This window comes from Dryocola mayonis, from assembly GCF_051307045.1.
Classification (GTDB): Bacteria; Pseudomonadota; Gammaproteobacteria; order Enterobacterales; family Enterobacteriaceae; genus Dryocola.
This window is the reverse complement of record NZ_CP150452.1, coordinates 1217457-1243224: the sequence shown is the minus strand read 5'-3', so window position 1 is coordinate 1243224 and position 25768 is coordinate 1217457. Positions and strand designations below refer to the sequence as shown.

Genomic DNA, 25768 nt, shown 5'->3' with positions numbered 1-25768 from the left:
GCGCAATGATACACTCGTTACGCTGCCAGCCAACGCGTGGGGAAGAGATGAGAATATGGTTAGTGCGTCACGGGCAAACCAGGGCGAACCTTGAGGGCCTGTACAGCGGCATTTCGGAGACGGAACTGACGGAGCTGGGGATAAGCCAGGCGCTGGCCGTTGGGCAAATGCTGCAGGGCGTCCCTTTTGATAAGGTGTTCTGTAGCGAACTGGGCCGCGCCCGGCATACGGCAAGGCTAATCCTGCAGCGCCGCGATCTGGCTGTGATTAGCGAGCCGCGCCTGAACGAGATGAATTTTGGCGACTGGGAAATGCGTCATCATCGCGATCTGCAGCGTGAAGACGCGGAAAACTACGCGGCCTGGTGCAGCGACTGGCAAAATGTCATTCCAAACAACGGCGAGGGCTTTCAGCGCTTCGCCCAAAGGGTTAACGACTTTAGCGACGCCCTAAAAGCGCTGCAGCATAACGGCGGCAATATTCTGCTTGTCAGCCATCAGGGCGTGCTGAGCCTGCTGCTGGGCCACCCTGCTAAATATGCCGCCCGCCTCCCTGTGGCACTTCGTTATCGAACAAGGAACATGGAGCGAGGTAGAGATCCGCGACGGCTTCGTCACCCTGAAAACCCTCAATAGCCGCGCAGAATGCCAGGCGCTGTCAAAACCCCCGGAGCGTTAACGTTGCCAGCCATTGACACCGCACCTCAGGCTGTTATGCTCCGCTGCCATAATTTCCTGCCCGTAAGCATGACTTTTCGGAAAGAGTTTTACAAAAATGGCGATGCAAACCAGGCCGTCCGGTGGGATGATAGCCCACTTTGAGCGCCTCGCCGCCAATTTCCAGAAAGCTTAGCCAGCTATCAGGTATAATGGCTTTTGATACGGGTCACATCGCACACTTTTATTCTCCCAGGGGGAACACTTGCAGGGTAAAGCACTCCAGGATTTCATCGTCGATAAAATCGACGACCTCAAAGGCCAGGACATCATCGCTATCGATGTGCAGGGCAAATCAAGCATCACCGACTGCATGGTTATCTGCACCGGCACATCCAATCGCCACGTTATGTCTATCGCCGAACACGTCGTTGAGTCCGTGCGCAAAGAAGGGCTGGACGCGCTGGGCGTGAAAGGCATCAACGCAACCGACTGGATAGTGGTCGATCTGGGCGAAGTTATCGTCCACGTTATGCAGGAAGAAAGCCGTCAGCTGTACGAACTGGAAAAACTCTGGAGTTAATGAGTGAAGCTGCAACTGGTGGCGGTCGGAACCAAAATGCCTGACTGGGTACAAACCGGATTTACCGAGTACCTGCGCCGTTTTCCCAAAGACATGCCGTTTGAACTCGTGGAGATCCCGGCAGGAAAACGCAGCAAAAACGCCGATATCAAGCGTATCCTCGATAAAGAGGGCGAAATGATGTTGGCGGCAGCCGGCAAAGGCAACCGCATCGTCACGCTGGATATCCCCGGCCAGCCGTGGGATACCCCGCATCTTGCCACCCAGCTTGAGCGCTGGAAGCAGGACGGTCGTGATGTCAGCTTGTTGATTGGCGGCCCGGAAGGGCTTGCTCCGGCCTGTAAGGCCGCCGCGGAACAGAGCTGGTCGCTTTCCACGCTGACCCTGCCCCATCCGCTGGTGCGGGTTCTGGTGGCGGAAAGCCTGTACCGCGCGTGGAGCATAACGACCAATCATCCCTATCACCGTGAGTAAACATCGAGCCTGGTAAAACAAACCTACGGATGAAATTACAGAACTCTTTTCGCGACTATTCGGCTGAGTCTGCGCTCTTTGTGCGCCGGGCGCTGGTCGCTTTTATTGGTATTTTGCTGCTGTCTGGCGTGCTTGTTGCCAACCTTTATAATCTGCAAATTGTCCGTTTTACCGACTACCAGACCCGCTCGAACGAAAACCGCATCAAGCTGGTGCCGATTCCGCCAAGCCGCGGCATTATTTATGACCGCAACGGCACGCCGCTTGCGCTGAACCGCACCATCTACCAGGTAGAAATGATGCCCGAGAAGGTGGATGACGTGCAGGCTACGCTTGAAGCGCTGCGGTCGGTCGTCGATCTTACCGACGACGACATCGCCAACTTCAAGAAAGAGCGCGCCCGTTCGCACCGCTTCACCTCCATTCCGGTAAAAACGAACCTGACCGAAGTGCAGGTCGCCCGCTTCGCCGTGAACCAGTACCGCTTCCCGGGCGTTGAGGTAAAGGGCTATAAACGCCGCTTCTATCCTTATGGCTCAGCGCTGACCCACGTTATCGGCTACGTATCAAAGATTAACGATAAAGACGTCGAGCGCCTGGATAAAGAGGGCAAGCTTGCCAACTACGCCGCCACCCACGACATCGGCAAGCTGGGCATCGAGCGCTATTACGAAGAGGTGCTGCACGGCCAGACCGGCTATGAAGAGGTTGAGGTCAACAACCGCGGCCGCGTTATCCGTCAGCTTAAAGAGGTGCCGCCCCAGGCCGGACACGATATCTACCTGACCATCGACCTGAAGCTACAGAATTATATTGAAACCTTGCTTGCGGGCAGCCGTGCGGCCGTGGTGGTAACGGACCCGCGCACCGGCGGCATTATGGCGCTGGTTTCTATGCCGAGCTATAACCCGAACCTGTTTGTCGACGGCATCTCGACAAAAGACTATTCCGGGCTGCTTAACGATCCGAACACGCCGTTAATCAACCGTGCGACCCAGGGCGTTTATCCGCCGGCGTCGACGGTTAAACCGTACATGGCCGTGTCGGCCCTGAGCGCAGGCGTGATCAACCGCAATACCTCGCTGTTTGACCCGGGATGGTGGCAGCTTCCGGGTTCGGAGAAACGCTACCGCGACTGGAAAAAATGGGGCCATGGCCGCCTGAACGTCACCAAATCTCTTGAAGAGTCAGCGGATACCTTCTTCTATCAGGTTGCCTACGATATGGGCATCGACCGCATCGGCGAGTGGATGAGCAAGTTTGGCTACGGGCACTTTACCGGCATCGACCTTTCTGAAGAACGCGCGGGCAATATGCCTACGCGCGAGTGGAAGCAAAAGCGCTTTAAGAAGCCGTGGTATCAGGGCGACACCATTCCGGTCGGCATCGGCCAGGGTTACTGGACGGCCACGCCGATTCAGATGAGCAAGGCGATGATGATCCTGATTAACGATGGCATCGTACGCGTTCCTCACCTGTTGATGAGCACCGTTGAAAACGGCAAACAGGTGCCGTGGACGCAGCCGGTGCAGCCGCCCGTCGGCGACATCCATTCCGGATTCTGGGAAATAGCCAAAGACGGCATGTACGGCGTAGCCAACCGGCCGAACGGTACGGCGCACAAATATTTCGCCAATGCCCCTTATAAAGCCGCCGCAAAATCCGGTACCGCGCAGGTGTTCGGCCTGAAGGCCAACGAAACCTATAACGCGCATAAAATTGCCGAGCGCTTACGCGATCATAAATTAATGACCGCCTTCGCCCCGTACGATCGCCCGCAGTACGCCGTCACCATCATTCTGGAAAACGGCGGCGTCGGCCCGGCGGTAGGCACCATTATGCGTCAAATCCTCGACCACCTGATGTTAGGGGATAACAACACGGATTTGCCGGCTGAGGCGCCAGCCGCTCCCGGCTCTGAGGATCAATAACCATGACTGATAATCCGAATAAAAAGTCAATCTGGGATAAAATCCATATCGACCCGCTTTTCCTGGTCACTATCCTTGCGCTGCTGGTCTTTAGCGCAATGGTCGTCTGGAGCGCCAGCGGCCAGGACACCGGAATGATGGAGCGCAAAGTCGGCCAGATCCTGATGGGGCTGATGGCGATGATTGTCATGGCGCAGATCCCGCCTCGTGTTTATGAAGGCTGGGCGCCCTACCTGTATATCTTCTGTATTATTCTGCTGGTCGCGGTTGACGCCTTTGGCGCCATTTCTAAAGGCGCGCAGCGCTGGCTGGATCTGGGCATCGTGCGCTTCCAGCCGTCGGAGATCGCAAAAATCGCCGTCCCGCTGATGGTCGCGCGCTTTATTAACCGCGACGTCTGTCCGCCGACGCTGAAAAACACCGGTATCGCGCTGATTCTGATCTTTATGCCGACGCTGCTGGTCGCGGCCCAGCCTGACCTTGGAACCTCCATCCTGATTGCGGCCTCCGGCCTGTTCGTCCTGTTCCTTTCGGGCATGAGCTGGCGCCTGATCGGCGTAGCGGTACTTTTAATCGCGGCCTTTATCCCGATTCTGTGGTTCTTCCTGATGCACGACTACCAGCGTGCGCGCGTGATGATGCTGCTCGATCCGGAAACCGATCCGCTCGGGGCGGGCTATCATATTATTCAGTCCAAGATCGCTATCGGCTCCGGCGGCCTGCGTGGCAAGGGCTGGCTGCACGGCACGCAGTCGCAGCTTGAGTTTCTTCCCGAGCGCCATACGGACTTTATCTTCGCCGTTCTCGCTGAAGAGCTGGGGCTCGTGGGGGTGCTGGTGCTGCTGGCCTTGTACCTGCTGCTCATCATGCGCGGGTTAATTATTGCCGCCCGGGCGCAAACCACCTTCGGCCGCGTTATAGCGGGCGGGTTTATGCTTATATTATTCGTATATGTGTTTGTTAATATTGGCATGGTTAGTGGTATCTTACCGGTGGTCGGCGTGCCGCTGCCGCTAGTGAGTTACGGGGGCTCGGCCCTGATAGTGCTGATGGCCGGGTTTGGTATCGTGATGTCGATCCATACCCACAGGAAGATGTTGTCGAAAAGCGTGTAACGAGGTGCGCAATGGTTAAGCATTGGCCAGGGATTTTTGTAGCAGCCGCCATTCTGGCTGGCTGTTCGTCCAACGATGGCGAACAACCGCAGGTAAACCAGCAGCCGCAACCGGCCGTCTGTAATGGTCCGGTAGTAGAAATTAGCGGCGCTGAGCCGCGCTATGAACCGTTGAATCCTTCGGTAAATCAGGATTACGAAAATAACGGTAAAAGCTACAAAATAGTCCAGAACCCGGCCAACTTCAGCCAGGCGGGCCTTGCGGCTATTTATGACGCCGAACCGGGCAGCAACCTGACGGCTTCCGGAGAACCCTTTGATGCCATGGCGTTGGCAGCCGCGCATCCCACGCTGCCTGTTCCAAGCTATGCGCGCATCACCAACCTCGCGAACGGCCGCATGATTGTGGTGCGTATTAACGATCGTGGCCCGTACGGCAACGACCGCGTCATTTCGCTAACCCGTGCGGCGGCGGATCGTCTTAACACCTCGAACAATACGAAGGTGCGCATCGACCCTATTCTGGTGGCGCAGGACGGCACCATGTCAGGTCCCGGCACGGCTTGTACGACTATCGCCAGGCAGACTTATGCCCTGCCCGCTCGCCCTGATTTAAATACCGGCATGGGAAGCGCCTCGTCCGCGCCCGTGGATACGGCGCAGGGAGACGTTCGCCCTGTCAGTAACGCATCGCTGCAAAGCGAAGATCCTATGGGCGCGCCGGTAAACAGCAGCGGTTTCCTCGGCGCCGCCACGCCGCTTGCGCCAGGCGTAATTGAAAGCAGCGAGCCGGCGCCTCAGGCACCAGCGCCAGCTCAGCAAACTGAAGCGCCGGTTCAGCAAACTGCGGCGCCTGTTGCTGCTTCGGGTACGCCTGCAGCGCCAGTTACCGCTCCAGGCTCCGTACAGGGCAGCGTGCAGACCGCAGCGCCAGCCGCGGCTTCAGGCCGCTATGTGGTGCAGGTCGGTGCGGTCAGCGACCAGGCGCGCGCGGCGCAGTGGCAGCAGAAGCTCAGCCAGCAGTTTAATGTGCCGGGAGCCGTATCGAACAACGGCGCCGTTTACCGCGTGCAGCTCGGGCCTTTCAGCAGCCGTAGCGAAGCCGCGGCTCTGCAACAGCGCCTGATGAGCGAAGCCCAGCAGCAGTCATTTATTACCAACGCACCTGCTATGTAAATGAAACCTACCGGCATCCGCCGCATGTAAATTTGTGTAAGCTCCATTAACAAATCATGCGCAAAGTCGGATGCCAGTAAAAATCGCTTTTGCTATAGTAAGGCACTTTTTTTAATTCCATCACGGATGTCGTTGTTCTTATCATGAATACAGCCCTTCCTGTACGTTTTGTTAAGCGCCTGGCGCTCTCTACGGCCCTCACCCTTAGTGCTTTGGCTTGCGCTCAAGCTGACGACCTGAATATTAAAACAATGATTCCGGGCGTCCCGCAGATCGATGCGGAAGCGTACATCCTGATCGATTACAACTCAGGGAAGGTGCTGGCCGAGTCCAACGCTGACGCCCGCCGCGATCCGGCGAGCCTCACTAAAATGATGACCAGCTACGTGATTGGTCAGGCGATGAAAGCCGGTAAGTTCGATGAGAACGCGGTAGTGACCGTGGGCAACGATGCCTGGGCGACCGGCAACCCGGTCTTTAAAGGCTCGTCGCTGATGTTCCTCAAGCCCGGAATGCAGGTGCCGGTAGCGCAGCTGATTCGCGGCATTAACCTGCAGTCTGGCAACGATGCCTGCGTAGCGATGGCGGATTTTGTCGCCGGTAGCCAGGACGCCTTCGTTGGCCTGATGAACAGCTACGTTTCCGCACTCGGCCTGAAAAACACCCATTTCCAGACGGTGCATGGCCTGGACGCCGACGGGCAGTTCAGCTCCGCGCGCGATATGGCGCTGATAGGCCAGGCGCTGATCCGCGACGTGCCGAATGAATACAGCATCTATAAAGAAAAAGAGTTTACCTTCAACAACATCCGCCAGATGAACCGTAACGGTCTGCTGTGGGATAAGAGCCTGAACGTCGACGGCATCAAAACCGGCCACACCGACGCCGCAGGGTATAACCTCGTCGCCTCGGCAACCGAAGGGCAGATGCGTTTGATTTCCGCAGTCATGGGCGGACACACCTATAAAGGCCGCGAAACCGAAAGCAAAAAGCTGCTGACCTGGGGCTTCCGCTTCTTTGAAACCGTTTCTCCGCTGAAGGCCGGAAAAGAGTTCTCCTCCGAGCCGGCCTGGTTTGGCGATAACGACCGCGCCTCCCTCGGCGTGGATAAAGACGTCTATCTGACCATCCCGCGCGGCCGCATGAAGGATCTGAAAGCCAGCTACGTGCTGAACACGCCTGAGCTGCACGCTCCGCTGCAGAAAAACCAGGTCGTCGGCACCATCAACTTCCAGCTGGATGGGAAAACCATCGAGCAACGCCCGCTCGTGGTGCTGCAGGAGATGCCGGAAGGGAATTTCTTTAGTCGAATCATCGACTACATCAAACTGATGTTCCATCACTGGTTCGGTTAATAATTGAACGCTTGAAAGTGTGAATTACGACCCCATATACTGTTCATCATTGCAAAGTCTGCATTATGCAACTCCCGCCCTCACCGGCGGGAGTTATTATTTTATCGCCGTAACGCTGGAGCTACCATGAAAACCAATCTTAAAGAACTGCTCGAATTCCCTACGCCATTTACTTACAAAGTAATGGGTCTGGCGAAGCCGGAGCTGGTTGATCTGGTCGTTGAGGTGGTGCAGCGCCACGCCCCTGGCGACTACACGCCGCAGGTCAAGCCAAGCAGCAAGGGTAACTATCACTCGGTTTCCATCACCATTACCGCCACCCATATCGAACAGGTAGAAACCCTGTACGAAGAGCTGGGCAATATCGAAATCGTTCGTATGGTGCTGTAATTCCCCGCCCGGCCCCGGCCGGGCGTTTTCATCGCGCTGTGATATAATCCGCCCACCTTTTTATTACCTGCCGGGGACAGTATTTTGTCTCAAGAAACCCTTCTGATTCGCCAGCTCGGCCAGCAGCCTTATGAACCCGTTTCCCGGGCGATGCATGATTTTACCGACGCACGCGATGAAACGACTCCCGATGAAATCTGGCTGGTAGAACACCCAGGCGTATTTACCCAGGGTCAGGCCGGGAAAGCGGAACACCTGCTGGTGCCGGGCGATATTCCGGTAATCCAGAGCGACCGCGGCGGCCAGGTAACCTATCACGGACCGGGGCAGCAGGTGATGTACGTCCTGCTCAACCTGCGGCGCAGAAAGCTCGGCGTGCGTGAACTGGTCACCATCCTTGAACAAACCGTGGTCAATACCCTCGCGGATATCGGCATTGAAGCCTACCCGCGTGCCGATGCGCCGGGCGTTTACGTAGCAGGCCGCAAAATCTGCTCGCTGGGCTTGCGCATCCGTAAAGGTTGCTCCTTCCATGGCCTGGCGCTGAACATTGATATGGATCTTTCGCCGTTTTTGCGCATTAACCCCTGTGGCTACGCGGGCCTTGAGATGACGCAGGTAAAAGACCTGAAGCCGGGGATGACGGTGGCGGATGTGCAGCCGCGCCTTATCAGCAAGCTCCTTGAGCTGCTGGATAATCCTGCGTTTGAATACGTATCCTCCTGATTAATTGCCGCTTTAAGCCCGGCAGACGGCCTGTGTGAAATCATTCACACAGGCCAACCACTTACCTTCGCCCTTAACGCCGCCGTTGCTGTCTTCTCTTGTTCAGCACCGCTTCAGCGCCTGCCGCGGCCGTCAACTCCCGCATCATCGTCTATGATTATTCTCGTATGCTACCTGATGCTGGGACAATCGGACATCGTTTCAACATCACCACTCTTCTGGCGCGCCTGCTTTACCGGCGGCCGGAAGAGCTCCGACCCGTTACGGCATCCGGACCACACGGCAAGATTAAGCTACGAAAGCTCGCATAAACGGATCAGGCGTCGCGCGAGTCGTCCACTGCTCACAGCTGGGTTAAACGAGGCAATCGAATGGAGTCCAAATCATTTCCTAAAAGTTGGGGGGCTGAATACGTAGCCGCCAACGTAGTTCGCTTTCGTCTCTGGGCGCCCGGCCAGGAAAAGATAACGCTGAGGATTTCCGGCGCAGAAAAAGAGATGAACCGCAGCGGCAACGGCTGGTTCGAACTGCAGGTAGCCGGCGTTTCACCGGGTGCGGAATATAACTTTGTGCTTGTCGACGGTACGGTCGTGCCGGATCCGGCCTCCCGCGCCCAAAAGGCAGATGTTAACGGCCCTTCCCTCGTCGTCGACCCGACCCGCTATCGCTGGCAGAACGATAAATGGCGCGGCCGTCCGTGGATCGAGATGGTGGTCTACGAGATGCATATCGGCACCTTCACGCCGGAAGGCACGTTTCGCGCCGCGATCGACAAGCTGCCTTATCTGGCCGAACTCGGCGTCACCATGCTTGAGGTGCTGCCCGTCTCGCAGTTCGGCGGCAGCCGCGGCTGGGGCTACGACGGCGTGCTGCTCTACGCGCCGCATTCCGCCTATGGCGCACCGGAGGATTTCAAAGCCTTTATTGATGCCGCGCATGGCTATGGCCTTTCGGTCGTGCTTGATATCGTGCTCAACCATTTCGGCCCGGAAGGCAACTACCTGCCGCGGCTGGCGCCCGCTTTCTTTCATCAGGAACGCTCGACGCCCTGGGGCGCCGGCATCGCCTACGACGTTGAGGCGGCCCGCCGCTATATCGTCGAGGCGCCGCTCTACTGGCTGGAGGAGTACAACCTCGACGGCCTTCGCTTCGACGCCATCGATCAGATCGAGGACAGCTCCGATAAACACGTGCTGATCGAGATCGCCGAACGTATCCGCGCCGACATCACCGACCGGCCTATTCACCTGACCACCGAAGACAACCGTAACGTCATCTTTCTGCACCCGCGCGGGGAAGCAGGTTCAGTTCCGCTCTTCACCGGCGAATGGAATGATGACTTCCACAATAGCGTCCACGTCTTCGCCACCGGAGAAACGCACGCTTACTACCAGGATTTCGCCCACGAGCCGGAAAAGCTCGTTGCGCGGACGCTGACGGAAGGCTTCGCCTGGCAGGGGGAGATCTCGCCGCAGACCGGCAAGAAACGCGGCGTGAAAAGCGCCTCGCAGCCGCCGGTCGCCTTCGTCGACTTTATCCAGAACCATGACCAGGTGGGCAATCGCGCCCGGGGCGAAAGGTTGATCTCACTGGCCGGCGCCGGGCGCACTAAGGTTCTGCTCGCCGCCCTGCTCTTCTCGCCGCATATCCCGCTGCTTTTTATGGGCGAAGAATATGGCGAGACCAGGCCGTTTTTGTTCTTCACCGATTTCCACGGCGAGCTGGCAAAAATGGTGCGCGAGGGGCGCGCGAAGGAGTTCGCGGGTCATGCCGGCCATGAAGATGAAAGCGTGCCCGACCCGAATGCCGAAAAAACCTTTGAACTGTCAAAACTTGACTGGAAGAAACCGGAAAGCAAGGACGGTAAAGCCTGGCTGGCCTTCACCCGCAAGCTGCTGACGCTGCGCCAGAAATATATCGTGCCGCTGCTTGCCACGGCCGGTGGCGATGCCGGCCGGGTAGTGAAAACGGCGGAAGGTTTTCTCGCCGTCAGCTGGGCCTTCCCGCAGGGCGTGCTGTCGATTGCGCTTAATATTGGCGAAAAAGTCCGGCCGCTTCCCGATTTGCCCGGCGAGACGATCTTCGCCTGGCCGCAGGCGGCGAATGAGCTGCCGCAGCACTCTATCCTTGTCCGACTTGCCCAGGGAGACGTTAAGTGAATATCCCCACCGCGACTTACCGCATTCAGTTCCGCAACGGTATGACCTTCGACCGCGCCGCCGGCCTTGTGCCTTATCTGAAGCGGCTTGGTATCAGCCATCTTTACGCCTCGCCGATCTTTACCGCTACATCCGGCTCCACCCACGGCTATGACGTGACCGACGCCAATGAGATAGACCCTGCCATCGGCGGCCGCGAAGGCTTCGATCGCATGGTAAAGGCGCTGAAGGAGGCCGGCCTCGGTCTGATCCTCGATATCGTACCGAACCATATGGCCGCCTCGCTGGAAAATGCATGGTGGCGCGACGTTATTGAGAACGGCGCAAACAGCCGTTACGCCCGGCATTTCGACATCGACTGGTCGCGCCGCCTGACCCTGCCCTTCCTTGGCGACACCTTCGAAAAGGCGCTGGAAAATGGCGAAATCGAAGTCAGGCCCGCCCCGCAGACCGGCCGGCCCGCTTTGGCCTATTTTGAGAGCTTTTACCCGCTGGCTCCCGAAAGCTGGCAAGGCCGCGAGGCCGAAATTTTGCAGCTTACCGACAGGGCGGAAATCGCCGCTCTGCACGAGCGCCAGCCGTGGCGGTTAATCTCCTGGCGGGATGCGCCGCGCGATCTCTCCTACCGTCGCTTTTTCGAGATCACCGGCCTTGTCGGCGTGCGCGTTGAGGAAAAGAGCGTCTTCGACGATACGCACCGGCTGATCCTCGAACTGGTCCGCTCCGGCGCCGTCGACGGGCTGCGGATAGATCATGTGGACGGGCTCGCCGATCCGCTGGCCTACCTTGAACAACTCCGCCAGCAGGCCGGGCCGCAGTGCTATATCACGGTGGAAAAAATCCTTGGTCGGGACGAGCAGCTTCCGACGACGTGGCCGGTTTCCGGCACCACCGGCTACGAATTTATCGAATCGCTCTCCGATGTGCTGGTGGACGGCGACAGGATCCGCGACCTGCGCGCGGCCTGGAATGACGTGATGGGCAAGCCGGTAAATATGGCGGCCGAACTGCGGGCGGCCAAGCTGCTGATGGTGAACAGGAACTTCGAAGGCGAGTTCACCAGGCTGCTGGGGCTTGCGGCAGCTATCGCCGGAACCGAAAAAATAAGCCTGCAGGAGGAGGCCATCCTGCCGGCCCTGCGCGAACTGCTGATCGCCTTTCCGGTCTACCGTACCTACGGCACGGCGGAAGGCATGCCGCAGGAAAGCTATGACATGCTGCAGAGGGTCGCCGAAAGGGTAAGGACCAGCGCGGACGCGCCTGCCCCGGAGGCGCTCGACTTTATTACCCGTCTTCTGGCGGGCGAGGTTTCCGCAGAGGCTGCCGGCGAGGCCGCCAGTTTCCGTATCCGCTTCCAGCAGCTAACGGGCCCGCTGATGGCGAAATCGGTGGAGGATACGCTCTTCTTCCGCCAGAACATGGGGCTTGCCCTGAACGAAGTGGGAGCCGAACCGATACCGCGCGCCTTCTCGCTCGACCGCTTCCACACAGAGATGAAAACACGGCTCGAACGGCAGCCGGACGCGCTTTCCACTACCTCGACCCACGATACAAAACGCGGAGAAGACGCCCGCGCGCGTCTCTATACGCTCACCGAAGCGCCGGAGCTTTGGGTCGCATGCGTCGACCGCTGGCGTCAGATGAACCGGGACAAAGTTATAAGGCTCGACGACGGTACGGCGCCGAAACCGTCCGTCGAATGGATGCTCTATCAGGCGCTGGCCGGCGTCTGGCCGCCGGAACTGCGCCCGCAGGACGCGGCGGGGCTGCGGGCGCTTGAAGAACGTTTTCTTGAATTTGTGGAAAAAGCGCTGCGGGAGGCGAAGCTGCGTACCGACTGGGGCGACAGCAACGAAGCCTATGAAAAAGCCGTGCTCGACTATGCCCGCCATCTGCTTTCGCCGGCCAACCAGGCCTTTTTGCAGGATTTTGCTGACGCCCTGCGGCCCTTTATCCGCGCCGGCCTGGTCAACGGCCTTACCCAGACGGTTATCAAGCTGGCGGCGCCGGGCGTGCCGGATATCTATCAGGGAAGCGAGGCGCTTAATTTCAGCCTGGTCGACCCGGATAACCGGCGCGAGCCCGATTTTACCGCCCTCGAACGGATGCTGGCGGAGGATAAAAAGCTGGCTTTAAACAGCGAAGAGGACCGGAGCGGCCGGCTTAAACAGCATGTTATCGCCGGCATCCTGCATTTGCGCCAGCAGAAGCCGACGCTGTTCCGCAAAGGGGATTATCTGCCGCTCGCCGCCACGGGCAAACAGGCTGACAACCTCATCGCTTTTGCGCGGGTGCAGAGCGACGATGCGCTGATCGTCATCGCGCCGCGTCTCGTCTTCGGCGCGCTGCAGGAAAACGCGCAGCTGTCGTCCGCAGATGCGGAAATCGCCCTGCCCGAACGGCTTGCGCACCGCCGCTACCGCAATATTCTCAGCGGAGAAGAGCTCCGCCTGGGCGATCTTATCGACGCAGGCATGGTCGACAGCTTTATGGCTACCGTATTCGTAAGCATATGATTTTAAATATATAAAAATCAACAGGTCGCTGTTATGCATGGAAAATTCAACGGAGAGAAATAAATGACAAACGGTAAAGCTTTTGAAATCACGGCGGGAACGAGCCATCAGCTCGGCGCCAATTTCGACGGCGAGGGCGTCAATTTCGCTATCTTCTCAGCGCATGCGGAGCGCGTTGAGCTTTGTTTGTACGATGCGAGCGGCAAGGTCGAAATCGCCAAAATGGACCTGCCGGAGTATACCCACGAGATCTGGCATGGCTACGTGCCGGGTCTGAAACCCGGCGCGCTCTATGGCTTTCGCGTCCACGGCCCTTACGATCCGCTGAACGGCCACCGCTTTAACCCCAACAAGCTCCTTATCGATCCCTACGCGCGCGAGCTGGCTGGCGATATCGAGTGGAATGAAGCGCATTTCGCCTACGATATGCAGCACAAGGATAAGGACCTGACCTTCGATACGCGCGACAGCGCGCCATTTACGCCGAAGTGCCGGGTTATCGATCCTGATGAATTTAACTGGCAGGACAATAACCGCCCGCAGATCCCGTGGTCAAAAACGGTCCTCTACGAAACCCATGTCAAAGGATTTACGCAGCTCAATTCCGCCATCCCCGAGCCGCTGCGCGGCACCTTCGAAGGCATGGGCCACAAAGCTTCCGTCGACTATATCAAAAGTCTGGGCGTCACCTCGGTCGAGCTGCTGCCGGTCCACTGGTTTCCGGACGACCAGCACCTGCTCGACCGGGGGCTGAAGAATTTCTGGGGCTACAACTCGCTCGGCTTCTTCGCTCCGGCCTCGCGCTATTACGGGCCGAAGGGCATCCAGGGCTTTCGCGACATGGTGCGCGCCTTTCACGATGCCGGTATCGAGGTGATCCTGGACGTGGTTTACAACCACACGGCGGAAGGCAACGAGCTTGGCCCGACGCTGTCGTTAAAGGGCATCGACAACTTTTCCTATTACCGCACCCTGACCGACAGGCATCGCTACTACATCAACGACACCGGCACGGGCAACACCGTAAACACTTCGCATCCGCGGGTGCTGCAGATGATAATGGATTCGCTGCGTTACTGGGCGGAATCGATGCATATCGACGGTTTCCGCTTCGATCTCGGGACTATCCTTGGCCGCGAGCCCGGCGGCTTTAACGAGCGCGGCGGTTTTTTCGACGCCATTATTCAGGACCCGGTGCTCTCCAGGCTGAAGCTGATTGGCGAACCCTGGGACATCGGCCCCGGCGGCTATCAGGTCGGCGGCTTCCCGCCGGGCTGGGCCGAGTGGAACGATAAATATCGCGACACGGTGCGTGAGTACTGGCGGGGCGATAATGTGCCGACCGATTTTGCCGCCCGCCTGCTCGGCTCCGGCGATCTCTACGATCAGCGCGGACGTCGCCCCTGGGCGAGCGTCAACTTCGTCACCGCCCATGACGGCTTTACGCTCAACGACCTGGTTTCGTACAACGAAAAGCACAACGAGGCGAACGGCGAGCATAACCAGGACGGCCACAACGACAACCGTTCTTACAACTACGGCGCCGAGGGGCCGACCGAAGATGAAGGCATCAACAGGGTGCGCGAACGCCAGAAGCGCAATTTCCTCGCCACGATGATCTTCTCCCACGGCACGCCGATGCTGTTGGCCGGCGACGAGTTCGGCCGCAGCCAGATGGGCAACAATAACGGCTACTGCCAGGACAGCGAGATCTCCTGGGTCCACTGGGACAATCTGCCGGAAAGCAGCGAGGCGCTGCGCGAGTTCACCCGCCAGCTGCTTAAGCTGCGGGCCAGTCAGCCCCTGCTGCGCCGCGAAAACTGGCGCGACGGCATGGCAATCGAGTGGTTCAACGCCGGCGGCGGTCCGCAGCAGCCCGAACACTGGGACGAGGGTTCAACGCTCGGCGTCTATATCGGCCGCCCGGACCTGCAGACGAAGGAGGGTATCTGGCACGACGTGCTGATGCTGTTTAATCCCTTCGAAGGCAACGTGCCGTTTCGTATTCCGCAGTTCGGCGAAGGCGGCTGGGTGCTTGAAATTACCACCTCCGATACCGCAAAGCGCGGCCTTGTCATCACCAGGGAAAAGGATTTCGAGCTGGAAGGCCGCAGCATGGCGCTGTTCAGGCGGCCATAAGCAGACAGCGGCGGAACGGCCGGGCAGCCGACCGGCCGTTGTTGTTTGGCAAGGCTTTCGGGGCGCGTCCGGCGGCGCCTTTTCGCCAGCCGTTAACCTCGCGAGCACACAAAACAACAACTCATTTACAATTCTTTCCCCATTTACTGCGCGTCCCGGCTGATTTATCCACGGCAGTGATGGTATACTCCGGGGCGCAATTCAAAAATAGTTGATAAATAAAACACTAACTTGAATTCAAACAGACTGACTTCGTTATCCGCAACTGGAACACGCACCATATGAGTAAACCCATTGTAATGGAACGCGGCGTCAAGTACCGCGACGCCGATAAAATGGCTCTGATCCCGGTTAAAAACGTGGTGACAGAGCGCCAGGAGCTGTTAAGAAAGCCAGAATGGATGAAGATCAAACTTCCATCTGACTCTACCCGCATTCAGGGTATCAAAGCGGCGATGCGTAAAAACGGCCTGCATTCCGTGTGCGAAGAAGCCTCCTGCCCGAACCTGGCGGAGTGCTTTAACCACGGCACCGCGACCTTTATGATCCTTGGCGCCATTTGTACTCGCCGTTGCCCATTCTGTGACGTTGCCCACGGTCGCCCCGTTGCGCCAGACGCCAACGAGCCGGTCAAACTGGCGCAGACCATTGCCGATATGGCGCTGCGCTATGTCGTTATCACATCCGTGGACCGTGATGATTTACGCGACGGCGGCGCACAGCACTTCGCCGACTGTATTTCCGCCATCCGCGAGAAAAACCCGACGATTAAAATCGAAACGCTGGTTCCAGACTTCCGCGGCCGTATGGATCGCGCATTAGAGATCCTTACCGCAACGCCGCCGGACGTGTTTAACCATAACCTGGAGAACGTGCCGCGTATTTATCGCAAGGTACGTCCGGGCGCGGACTATAGCTGGTCGCTGAAACTGCTTGAACGCTTTAAAGAAGCGCATCCGCATATCCCGACAAAATCGGGTCTGATGGTTGGCCTGGGGGAAACTAACCAGGAAATCATTGAGGTAATGCGCGATTTACGCCGCCATGGCGTAACCATGCTGACGCTGGGACAATATCTGCAGCCGAGCCGCCATCACCTGCCGGTGCAGCGCTATGTAAGTCCTGACGAGTTCGAAGAGATGAAAGCCGAAGCGCTGGCGATGGGCTTTACCCATGCGGCGTGCGGTCCGTTTGTCCGCTCTTCTTACCATGCGGACCTGCAGGCCCAAAGGCATGGAAGTGAAGTAGTAGCGTTACAAAAAGTTACAATTGGCGCGCAGCGCAATAAAAAACCGGCCTTCAGAAGCCGGTTTTTTTATTTCAGCACGATAAATAACGCGACAATCAGTCTTTGTGCGAAATGCGTTCCGCCGGAGTTTCGACGCCGGAGGCTGGCTTAGCGCTGCTTTCGTCATCGTTCATGGCCTTTTTAAAGCCCTTAATCGCCGCGCCGAGATCGCCGCCTAACGTGCGCAACTTTTTGGTACCAAATAACAATACAATCAGTGCGCCGATTACCAGCAGCTTGGTGATGCTAATCTCTCCCATACCTACCTTCTTTTGTCAAACCTGCCGTAGAGACGGCGAAAATAAACTGAGCTAATTAACGAACATTTGCCCGTGCGACACAATAGCAATCTGTAACAAAGTGAATCAAGCCCTGTTTAAAAAAACGTCAGGACAGACGAGGCGCGGCGAAACGGCGATTTTTCAGCACCGGCAGCATTGCCCTGACGGCCGACACGCGTTCGCCGTCAAGATCCGCATAAATCAAAGCGGGAGCTTCCGCCGCGCTGGCAATGGTGACGCCAAGCGGGTCAATAATCTTGCTCTGGCCAATGTTTTTGTTGCCGCATTCGCCGGATGCTACCACATAACAGGTGGTATCAAGCGCACGCGCGCTCAATAATGTCGACCAGTGCAGCTCTTTATGCGGGCCGCGCAGCCAGGCCGCGGGCAACACCAGCACCTCGGCGCCGGCCAGCGCCAGGCTCAGCGCCATTTCCGGGAAGCGCAAATCGTAGCAGGTAAGCAGCCCCACCTTCATGCCTCCCACGTCAACCAGCGGCGCAAGCCGATCGCCGGCATCCACTAATCGCGACTCCTGCATGCTGAACGCGTCATAAAGATGGATTTTCTGGTAGCGGCAAATAACCTCTCCGGCGCGCAACACCAGCAAGGTATTGGCGGCTCTGCCCGCCGTGGTACGGATATGGAGAGTAAGGACGGTGGTTAGCTCGTTTTTACGGCTTTCCGCGAGGAGAATATCGAGATACCCGCCGTTTGCTTCCTGCGCGGACTTCACCGACATATCAGGATCAAGATCGTCCCGCGCTAAAACGGCTTCCGGCAGGACCAGGAGCCGGGCGCCGCTGGCGGCCGCCTGCGCCATTAGCTTTACGCAGGTTCGCGCGTTATCCTGCCAGACTTTGCCCACCGCGAACTGCCCCACCGCAACTTTCATTTTACTACCTCTGCAGTCATGATTAATTTCAGTATATCGGGTGTAAATCAGATTGCGCGAGCGCTACACTCCTGTCTTCAAATCTTAATAGCGGGAAAACGTGGTGTTACAGATTCTGTTAGCGGTATTCCTTGGCGGCGGCACAGGCAGCGTATTACGCTGGTTTTTAAGCCTGAAGCTCAACCCCGTTCACGGCGCGATACCCGTTGGCACCCTGACGGCAAACCTCGTCGGCGCCTTTATTATCGGTATGGGACTGGCGCTGTTTAGCCGCCTGACCCATCTTGATCCCTTCTGGAAATTGCTTATCACCACCGGTTTTTGCGGCGGTTTAACGACCTTTTCCACCTTCTCAGCCGAAGTGGTCTTTTTACTGCAGGATGGACGGCTTGCCTGGGCTGGCCTTAACGTGCTGCTTAACCTGCTTGGCTCATTTATGATGACCGCCCTCGCATTCTGGTTAGTTTCGCTGGCGGCCAGCCACTAAAGTCCGAGGCGTTAAGGTTGGCTTAATGATCGTCTGCCACTATCCCTGCAGATAAAAAAGGGGGAGAGTGATGATGATAAAAGAGCTTACAAGCTGGGGAGCGGCGCTGCTGAGCGCGCTGGTTGTGGCGTGCTTTCTGCAAGCCTACCTGTTCGCCTGATCGACAGGCGAAAAAAAACCCGCCTTGGCGGGTTTTTAAATTCTGCCGGTAGCGACTTAGATAGCCATTACGTTTGCAGCAGAAGGGCCCTTTGGCACCGTTAGTGATTTCAAACTCAACGCGCTGGCCTTCAGCCAGGGTTTTGAAACCATTGCTCTGGATTGCAGAGAAGTGTACGAACACGTCTTTGCTGCCATCTTCCGGAGTAATGAAACCAAAGCCTTTGGACTCATTAAACCACTTAACGTTACCTTTAATCTTAGACATCAAAATTACCTTTACATGAAAAATAGACACAAATGCTGTGTCGCGCATCAGTACAACAATTGTGGTGCATTTTGTCCAGTACCCAAATGAGAAAAAGTGACAAAAGTCGCTAAAATTTTTATCACTTGTGGATTAACCCTTGTTTTTAAAAGGATATGAAAAACGGCCGTTTTCAGGCGCCTTCGCGCCCGTTTCAGAACTGAAAACGCATCCACGCAAAGTAGACGTTGCCGTTGTTATAGGTGCCGGGAATGTAGGTCATCTGGAAGGTTGCCGGGCCATAACCTACTGAAGCTAAAGGCAACAGCACCGGCACCGGAATATACTTCCAGTTATCGCGCGCGGTGGCGCCGACGGTATAGCCTAAGCCGAGGTGAAAATTTTCATCCGCTAACGGACGCCAGGTTTTCTCCCAGCCGTAGCCGCCGATGGGCTCCCATTTGTTGTACGAATCTTTAAAAGCCATCAGGTAAATGCCGTTCCAGTTACCTTTCTCATCCCAGCGGGACTGGCCGAAACCCGCGCCCCAGGGACGTTCGTTATAGCGATTGGTTTTGACCTTATCGTAGGCAAAACGCGCATGCCAGGTAATGGCCGGGACATACAGATCGTAATGGTCAGGCTCATGCCAGGTTTGTGAGACGCCGGAAGAGAAGCTGTCCCAGGCGCTGCTGAAAAACTTCTGTTCCGCCGCAAAGCCGTCGGGGGCGATGGCCAAAAAAGTAATAGCGAAAATAAAAGCCGATAATTTATTGTTCAGATTCACAGTTGATACCACATTAAGATTTAACGCACAGCCTAACAAAGTCTAAATTAATCGCATCTCAATGGCGGCGGGGTTATTCTTAAAGTTACTTTAGATTTGTAAATCTGTTTAAGCTTCTCCTTAACCGATTAGCAAATACAGGCGGTGAAAGTCAACCCTCGGCAACGTTTAACCTGTTGCGGAGGGTTGAGAAATATCCTACTTATCCTTTTTCAGCAGCACATAAAGCGCCGGGATCACCAGCATCGAGAGCAAAGGCGCGGTGACCATGCCGCCGATCATCGGCGCCGCAATACGCCGCATCACCTCCGAACCTGTGCCGTCGCCCCACATAATCGGCAGCAGGGCCGGCCATAATGGTCGCCACCGTCATGACTTTAGGCCGCACACGCAGCACCGCCCCTTCGTGAATCGCGCGCATCAGCATGGCGTTGCCGCCGTCGGGGTCGGTAACTTTATGTTTAGCAAGGGCATGGTTTAAATAAAGCACCATAATAACGCCAAATTCAGCGGCCACGCCGGCTAAAGCAATAAACCCGACGGCGCCGGCGACGGATAAATTATACCCTAATAAATAGAGCAGCCAGACGCCGCCTATTAATGAGAAGGGCAAGGTCCCCATAATTAATAATGCGTCGCTGACGCGAGAGAATGTCACGTACAGCAGCACAAAAATAATTATCAGCGTAAAGGGTAAAACAATTTTTAATTTCTCGGTCGCCCGCTGCAGATATTCAAATTGTCCCGACCAGGATAAGGATACGCCTTCCGGTAATATCACCTGTTCGGAGACCACCTTTTGCATCTCGTCAACGGCCGATTTCAGATCGCGCCCGCGCAGGTCCACATAAATCCAGTTGGACAGGCGCGCGTTCTCGCTTTTCAGCATCGGCGGGCCGTCGGTAATGGCGATATCGGCCAGCTCAGAGAGCGCGATCTGGCTGCCGTTTTCCGTCACAACCGGCATATCGCGCAGCTTCTGCACGCTGTCGCGTATTTCACGCGGGTAGCGCATATTGATGGGGTAGCGCTCTCGCCCCTGCGTTGTTTCACCGATGTTCTGCCCGCCAATCACCGTCGCCACCAGCGACTGCAGCTCCTTAACGGAGACGCCAAACCTTGCCGCCTTGCGCCGGTCGATATTAATGTCGATATAGCGTCCGCCGGCCAGCCGCTCAGCAAGAGCCGACGTTACGCCAGGCACCTGTTTGACCACCCGTTCGATTTGCCCGGCAACCTGCTCAAGCGCCGCAATATTATTGCCGTTCACTTTAATGCCCACCGGGCTTTTAATCCCCGTCGCCAGCATATCCAGGCGGTTACGAATAGGCGGCACCCACACGTTTGCAATGCCCGGCACTTTCACCACGCCGTCGAGCTCGCTCACCAGCTTGTCCATCGTCATGCCCGCCCGCCACTGGTCACGCGGCTTGAAGCGGATGGTGGTTTCAATCATCGTCAGCGGCGCCGGGTCCGTTGCCGTTTCCGCCCTTCCTGCTTTACCAAAGACGGTCGCCACCTCCGGCACGGTTTTAATCAGCCTGTCGGTTTGCTGCAGCAGCCGCCCCGCCTCGCGGGCGGAAATACCCGGCAGCGTTGAAGGCATATAAAGAAGATCGCCCTCGTCCAGCGGCGGCATAAACTCGCCGCCCAGGCGACTTAGCGGCCACAAAGTTGCGAGCAGCAGCGCGCCGGCCAGCGCCAGCGTCGTTTTAGGATGCGCCAGCACCTTATCGAGCAGCGGCTCATAGGCTGCAATTAGCCAGCGGTTAATGGGGTTAGCCTTTTCATCCGGTATTTTCCCGCGGATAAAATAGCCCATCAGCACCGGCACCAGCGTAATCCCAAGCCCGGCGGCAACCGCCATGGCGTAGGTTTTGGTAAACGCCAGCGGCGAGAACATGCGCCCTTCCTGCGCTTCAAGGGAAAACACCGGAATAAACGACAGGGTGATAATCAGCAAGCTGCAAAACAGCGCCGGGCCCACCTCCACCGCCGCCTGCTCCGAAATCCGCCAGTAGTCCGCGCTGCCCGGCTGCTTATCGGGATTATCGTGCCGCCACTGTTCCAGCACCTTATGCATATTTTCTATCATCACAATCGCCGCATCCACCATCGCGCCGATAGCGATAGCGATCCCGCCGAGCGACATGATATTGGCGTTCACGCCCTGATAATGCATGACGATAAAGGCGCCGAGAATGCCAAGCGGCAGGGTAACGATAGCCACCAGCGCCGAGCGGAAGTGGAACAAAAACAGCGTGCAGATGAGGGCGACGACGATGAACTCTTCAAGCAGCTTATGGGACAGGGTTTCAATCGCGTTTTCAATAAGATGCGAGCGATCGTACACCGGTACAATCTCCACCCCGGCCGGCAGGTTTTTTTGCAGCTGCGCGAGCTTTTCCTTCACCGCGTTGATAGTCTGCAGCGCATTTTTGCCGTAGCGCATTACGATGATGCCGCCTGCGACCTCCCCTTCGCCGTTAAGCTCCGCCACTCCGCGACGCATTTCCGGCCCCAGCCGCAGCGTCGCCACATCGGAGAGCAGCACCGGCACGCCTTCACGGGTGGTAATCACTATCTGTTTAAAATCATCCAGACTCTTCAGATAGCCCGCCGTACGCACCATGTATTCGGCCTCGCCCATCTCGATAACCGAGCCGCCGCCTTCCTGGTTGGCGCTTTGCACGGCGCTGATAACCCGATCGTGGGTGATATTTAAGGCGCGCATGCGCTGCGGGTCGAGCACAATCTGATACTGGCGGACCATGCCGCCCACGCTCGCCACCTCGGAAACGTTAGCCACGCTTTTCAGCTCGAACTTCAGCGTCCAGTCCTGTAACGCACGTAAATCCGCGAGGCTGTGTTTGCCGGTTCTGTCCACCAGCGCATATTCATAAACCCAGCCGACGCCCGTCGCATCCGGCCCGAGCGTTGCTTTCGCCTCGGCGGGAAGCTGCGACTGTACCTGGCTCAGGTATTCCAGCACGCGCGACCGCGCCCAGTAAGGATCGGTGCCGTCGTCAAACAGGATGTAGACGTAGGAGTCGCCGAACATTGAAAAACCGCGCACCGTTTTCGCCCCCGGCACGGAAAGCATGGTGGTGGTTAGCGGATAAGTCACCTGATCCTCCACCACCTGCGGCGCTTTGCCGGGGTAGCTGACGCGGACGATAACCTGCACATCAGAGAGATCGGGCAGCGCGTCGAGCGGCGTGCGCTGCAAAGACCAGATGCCCCACGCCGCCATGCCGAACGCGGGCCAGCAGGACCAACAGGCGATTTTTAAGCGACCAGCGGATAACTGAGGCGATCATTGCATCGCCCCCGCCATCGGCATCAGGTGGGTGATAACCGCGCCCTCTTCTTCATCCATGGTGAAGCTGAACATCACGGTATCGCCCACCTTGACGCCCCTTGCGTCAGCGGGAGATTTCAGCGCGAAATCCATCGTCATCGCTCCCCAACGCAGCGCCGGAATGGGCCTGTGGGAAAGCGTTACCGCGTCATTGCCAATATCCTTCACAACGCCTTCACCCTGATATTCCACTTTCTGCGGCGCGGCGGCAGGTTTTTCCTGCGGCAGCGCGCTGCGCAGGCTGGCCTCGGAGTCAAGCAGGAACTGGCCGGAAGTCACCACCCTGTCGCCCTCCTTCAGCCCCTGTTTAATCTCGACCCAGCCGTTTTCTGCGGACCCTGCCACCACGTTTACCGGTTTAAAGTAGCCCTCCCCCGTCGCCACCAGCACCCGGCTTGCGCTGCCGGTTTCGATCAGCGATTCCTCTGGAACGGCCAGCACCGCCGCACCCGGCCGCAGGTTAGCCAGCGTCACGTTGAGGTACATGCCCGGTTTTAGCTTCGCCTGCGGATTCTCCAGCACGATACGCGCTTTAAGCGTGCGCGTCGTGGTTTCCATATTCGGCAGCAATTCGCTGACCCGGCCGCGGAAAGTCTCTCCCGGCCAGCTATCGGAGCGGGCGATAATTTCACTGCCAACCTCAAGCGCCTGAGCCTGCGACTGCGGATAATCAATAACGATCCACACCGTCTCAAGGCTTGCTATCTCGAACAGCGGCGCGGTGGCGGCGACCTGAGCGCCTTCGCGCGTATCAAGCTTGTTGATGAATCCCGCCTGCCTGGCCCGCACGGTAATGCGCGTTTGCGGTTTGCCGCTGCGCTCAACCTGGTGGATCACTTCCGCAGGCATAAACTGCAGCTGCAGACGCTCGCGCGCGGCATCGTTTAGCGCGCCGTCGCCCAGCTTGCGCACCGCCAGATACTCCTGCTGGGCGGCCGTCCACTCGGGGATCCAAAGCTGCGCCAGCGCCTCGCCTTTTTTCACAAACTGCTGCGGAGCTTTGACAAAGAGCTTTTCGACCACGCCGTTCGCGCTGGCGGGGATAACCTGCACGCTGCGCTCATCCGTGGTCACCGTGGCGAAAGCGTCAAACTGATAGCGCAAAGTTTTGCGCTCAACAATCGCGGTTCTGATACCCAGATTCTGCTGCTGGCGAGCGCTGACGCTGACCCCGCCATCCTGCGGGGTTTCATCGGCATAGCGCGGCACCAGGTCCATATCCATAAAAGGCGATTTACCCGGCTTATCAAAGCGTTGTCCGGGGGTCATAGGGTCGTACCAGTACAGCACCTTGCGTTCCGGCTGCACCGCGGTATCTGCGGGCGTATGGTTTTTTCCGGCGTAATAGCCGGCGCCCGCCGCAACGATAATCGCCGCCGCCAGCAGGGAGAATTGAAGGGAAGTTTTCATAGCGCGTTTTCCTGCGGCGTCAGATAGCGGATGGCGGCCCAGGCGCGGGCCACGGCTTTCTCAGCGCTGCTGGCGGTCAGGCCGGAGTCCAGCAGCGCACGGCGTGCATCAAGAAGTTCGGCAAGGGAGGATTGCCCGGAACGATACTGCGCCTCAAGCAGCGAAAGACGCTGGCGCTGCAGCGGCAGAATGTCATCCCGCTGCCGCAGCCAGAGCGTTTGCGCGGCCTGGTATTCCGCCACCAGGCTGCGCACCAGCGCCACATGCTCGCGCTGCGCCAGCGCCAGACGATCGTTGGCTTCCATCGCGCGGGAAACGTCGGCCGAATAATCTTTATCCTGACGGTGGGACTTGAACATCGGCAGATCGACGGTGAACATCACGCCCGCCATATCGTCATAGCCCTCGGCGCGGCGGGCATAAAAAACTTCCACGCCGACGTCCGGTTTTGCCGCAACGGCAGACTGGGCGGAACGCGCTTTCGCAACGTCCGCTTCGCGGGCCACCTCGATCACCTCCGGATGTTCCATCACCCCCTGCTCAAGTAACGCCGGGTCGGCCGGCAAACGCTGATAGCGAGGCAGGCTTCCGCTTACGGCGTCAATCTGCTCGCCGGTCAGCTGCAGCAGGCGGTTTTTTGCAAGCGTGACGTCACGCTCGGCAAGCGTCACTTTGTCCTTCATTTCCAGCAGCGCCAGGCGGATATCCACTACCCCTGAAGCGGGAGAACTGCCGCTTGCCACCGTTGCTTTCTGCACGCCGGTCTGGCGTTCGGTTTCGGCTACCAGCCGGCGGGCGGACGCCAGCGCCTTTGTAGAGAGCGCTAAATCCAGCCACGCCTGCGCGGCCTCGCGCTGAAGCGCGGCGCGAATCACTTCGGCTTTAGCTTTGCTGCTCGCGGACTGGGCGAGGATCGTCGCGGCTTTGCGGTCGCGCTTCTCGCCGCTTACGTAATCCTGCATGATGCCGATGCGCTGCATGGTCATCCCCTCGCGGGTAAAACGGTTCCGATTGCTGCCCTGCACCGGCACATTTTCAATGCCGAATTTCAGCTTCGGATCGGGTAATTCGCGGGCGGAATCCGCCATCGCATTAAGCGCGTTGCTCTGATTACGGTTGGCCGAAAGCTCGGCTGAGTAATGCTCGGCTGCGGTCAGGGTCTGTTGCAGGCTGTATTCTGCCGCGGCTGCGGCAGAACAGGAGGCGGCGAACAGTACCCCGCTAAGCCACAGGCTCAGGGAATATTGCTTCATGATGTCCTCGATTACTTAGTCGGCGTAACCGAGGTGAGCCGATAGCCCTCACCCTGCTGGCTAAAGGTGAAGTCCACCGTATCGCCAGCTTTCAGGTGCGGCGGCATGCCTTCGGCCGGCAGGCTGAAAGTCATCGTCATGGCGGGCCAGTTCAGCGCGGGAATGGGCTTATGGGCGATAGAAAGGGCGTCGGCAGCCACTTTTTTAACCACGCCATGGCTTTGATAAACCCCGGCGGCGGGCGTTTGGTGGTGCGCGGATAAATCATGGGCGGCGGCGCTCGCTACAGAGGCGGACAGCGCCAGAACCGCGAAGATGCGGACAAGAATCGTAAACATAAAAAGTCTCCAGAACACAGGTCAAAGGGATGGGCTCAGGGGC

At 57.8% G+C, this 25768-nt stretch carries 18 protein-coding genes and 4 pseudogenes; 14 read left to right on the top strand and 8 right to left on the bottom strand.

Annotated features, from left to right (window positions below; genetic code table 11):
• Positions 1 to 47: 47 nt before the first annotated feature.
• The 13 genes and pseudogenes from WLO32_RS05940 to lipA all read left to right on the top strand — a co-directional run bounded on the left by WLO32_RS05940 (position 48) and on the right by lipA (position 16467).
• Positions 48 to 678, top strand: a pseudogene (locus tag WLO32_RS05940) (adenosylcobalamin/alpha-ribazole phosphatase).
• Between the two features lie 243 nt (positions 679 to 921).
• Positions 922 to 1239 (top strand): ribosome silencing factor, encoded by a 318-nt coding sequence (gene rsfS / locus WLO32_RS05935; RefSeq protein ID WP_121267147.1) that lies wholly within the window; start codon positions 922 to 924, stop codon positions 1237 to 1239.
• Positions 1240 to 1242: 3 nt separating this feature from the next.
• Positions 1243 to 1713, top strand: coding sequence for a 23S rRNA (pseudouridine(1915)-N(3))-methyltransferase RlmH (rlmH, locus tag WLO32_RS05930; protein ID WP_121267148.1), 471 nt, complete (start codon positions 1243 to 1245; stop codon positions 1711 to 1713).
• Between the two features lie 29 nt (positions 1714 to 1742).
• Positions 1743 to 3644: a peptidoglycan DD-transpeptidase MrdA gene (gene mrdA, locus WLO32_RS05925; RefSeq protein ID WP_435947569.1), complete on the top strand. Its 1902-nt coding sequence runs from the start codon at positions 1743 to 1745 to the stop codon at positions 3642 to 3644.
• Positions 3645 to 3646: 2 nt separating this feature from the next.
• Positions 3647 to 4759 (top strand): peptidoglycan glycosyltransferase MrdB, encoded by a 1113-nt coding sequence (mrdB, locus tag WLO32_RS05920; protein ID WP_435947568.1) that lies wholly within the window; start codon positions 3647 to 3649, stop codon positions 4757 to 4759.
• A gap of 11 nt (positions 4760 to 4770) precedes the next feature.
• Positions 4771 to 5934: an endolytic peptidoglycan transglycosylase RlpA gene (gene rlpA / locus WLO32_RS05915; protein ID WP_435947567.1), complete on the top strand. Its 1164-nt coding sequence runs from the start codon at positions 4771 to 4773 to the stop codon at positions 5932 to 5934.
• 143 nt (positions 5935 to 6077) lie between these two features.
• Positions 6078 to 7289 carry a D-alanyl-D-alanine carboxypeptidase DacA gene (gene dacA, locus WLO32_RS05910; protein ID WP_435947566.1) on the top strand — a complete coding sequence of 404 codons (1212 nt, stop codon included), beginning with the start codon at positions 6078 to 6080 and terminating at the stop codon, positions 7287 to 7289.
• Positions 7290 to 7415: 126 nt separating this feature from the next.
• Positions 7416 to 7679 carry a DUF493 family protein YbeD gene (gene ybeD / locus WLO32_RS05905; RefSeq protein WP_121267153.1) on the top strand — a complete coding sequence of 88 codons (264 nt, stop codon included), beginning with the start codon at positions 7416 to 7418 and terminating at the stop codon, positions 7677 to 7679.
• Between the two features lie 84 nt (positions 7680 to 7763).
• Positions 7764 to 8405: a lipoyl(octanoyl) transferase LipB gene (gene lipB / locus WLO32_RS05900; RefSeq protein WP_435947565.1), complete on the top strand. Its 642-nt coding sequence runs from the start codon at positions 7764 to 7766 to the stop codon at positions 8403 to 8405.
• 371 nt (positions 8406 to 8776) lie between these two features.
• Positions 8777 to 10564 carry a malto-oligosyltrehalose trehalohydrolase gene (treZ, locus tag WLO32_RS05895; protein ID WP_435947564.1) on the top strand — a complete coding sequence of 596 codons (1788 nt, stop codon included), beginning with the start codon at positions 8777 to 8779 and terminating at the stop codon, positions 10562 to 10564.
• 41 nt (positions 10565 to 10605) lie between these two features.
• Positions 10606 to 13080, top strand: a complete 2475-nt coding sequence (gene treY, locus WLO32_RS05890) for a malto-oligosyltrehalose synthase (protein WP_435948254.1) — start codon at positions 10606 to 10608, stop codon at positions 13078 to 13080.
• Positions 13081 to 13143: 63 nt separating this feature from the next.
• Positions 13144 to 15219, top strand: a complete 2076-nt coding sequence (gene glgX, locus WLO32_RS05885; protein WP_435947563.1) for a glycogen debranching protein GlgX — start codon at positions 13144 to 13146, stop codon at positions 15217 to 15219.
• A gap of 281 nt (positions 15220 to 15500) precedes the next feature.
• Positions 15501 to 16467, top strand: a pseudogene (gene lipA, locus WLO32_RS05880) (lipoyl synthase).
• Between the two features lie 96 nt (positions 16468 to 16563).
• On the opposite strand, the gene tatE reads toward lipA, so the two are convergent.
• Together tatE and WLO32_RS05870 are read right to left on the bottom strand one after the other, a co-directional pair.
• Entirely contained in the window at positions 16564 to 16767 is a 204-nt protein-coding gene (tatE, locus tag WLO32_RS05875; protein ID WP_435947562.1) for a twin-arginine translocase subunit TatE, read from the bottom strand.
• 127 nt (positions 16768 to 16894) lie between these two features.
• On the bottom strand, positions 16895 to 17683 hold the full coding sequence (locus WLO32_RS05870) for a deaminated glutathione amidase (RefSeq protein WP_435947561.1): 789 nt from the start codon (positions 17681 to 17683) through the stop codon (positions 16895 to 16897).
• 103 nt (positions 17684 to 17786) lie between these two features.
• Between WLO32_RS05870 and crcB the strand changes: the two genes are divergently transcribed.
• On the top strand, positions 17787 to 18170 hold the full coding sequence (crcB, locus tag WLO32_RS05865) for a fluoride efflux transporter CrcB (protein WP_121267161.1): 384 nt from the start codon (positions 17787 to 17789) through the stop codon (positions 18168 to 18170).
• Positions 18171 to 18386: 216 nt separating this feature from the next.
• On the opposite strand, the pseudogene cspE reads toward crcB, so the two are convergent.
• From cspE to WLO32_RS05835, 6 genes and pseudogenes are all read right to left on the bottom strand, one after another.
• Positions 18387 to 18597, bottom strand: a pseudogene (gene cspE / locus WLO32_RS05860) (transcription antiterminator/RNA stability regulator CspE).
• A gap of 193 nt (positions 18598 to 18790) precedes the next feature.
• Positions 18791 to 19363: a lipid IV(A) palmitoyltransferase PagP gene (gene pagP, locus WLO32_RS05855; RefSeq protein WP_435947560.1), complete on the bottom strand. Its 573-nt coding sequence runs from the start codon at positions 19361 to 19363 to the stop codon at positions 18791 to 18793.
• Positions 19364 to 19561: 198 nt separating this feature from the next.
• A pseudogene (locus WLO32_RS05850) lies at positions 19562 to 22683 on the bottom strand (efflux RND transporter permease subunit).
• Positions 22680 to 24134 (bottom strand): efflux RND transporter periplasmic adaptor subunit, encoded by a 1455-nt coding sequence (locus WLO32_RS05845; protein WP_435947559.1) that lies wholly within the window; start codon positions 24132 to 24134, stop codon positions 22680 to 22682. The pseudogene WLO32_RS05850 and the gene WLO32_RS05845 overlap by 4 nt, the downstream one beginning before the upstream one ends.
• Positions 24131 to 25387: a TolC family protein gene (locus WLO32_RS05840; RefSeq protein WP_435947558.1), complete on the bottom strand. Its 1257-nt coding sequence runs from the start codon at positions 25385 to 25387 to the stop codon at positions 24131 to 24133. Before WLO32_RS05840 ends, WLO32_RS05845 begins: the two co-directional genes overlap by 4 nt.
• 11 nt (positions 25388 to 25398) lie before the next feature.
• Positions 25399 to 25725, bottom strand: a complete 327-nt coding sequence (locus WLO32_RS05835) for a copper-binding protein (RefSeq protein ID WP_435947557.1) — start codon at positions 25723 to 25725, stop codon at positions 25399 to 25401.
• Positions 25726 to 25768 lie beyond the last annotated feature (43 nt).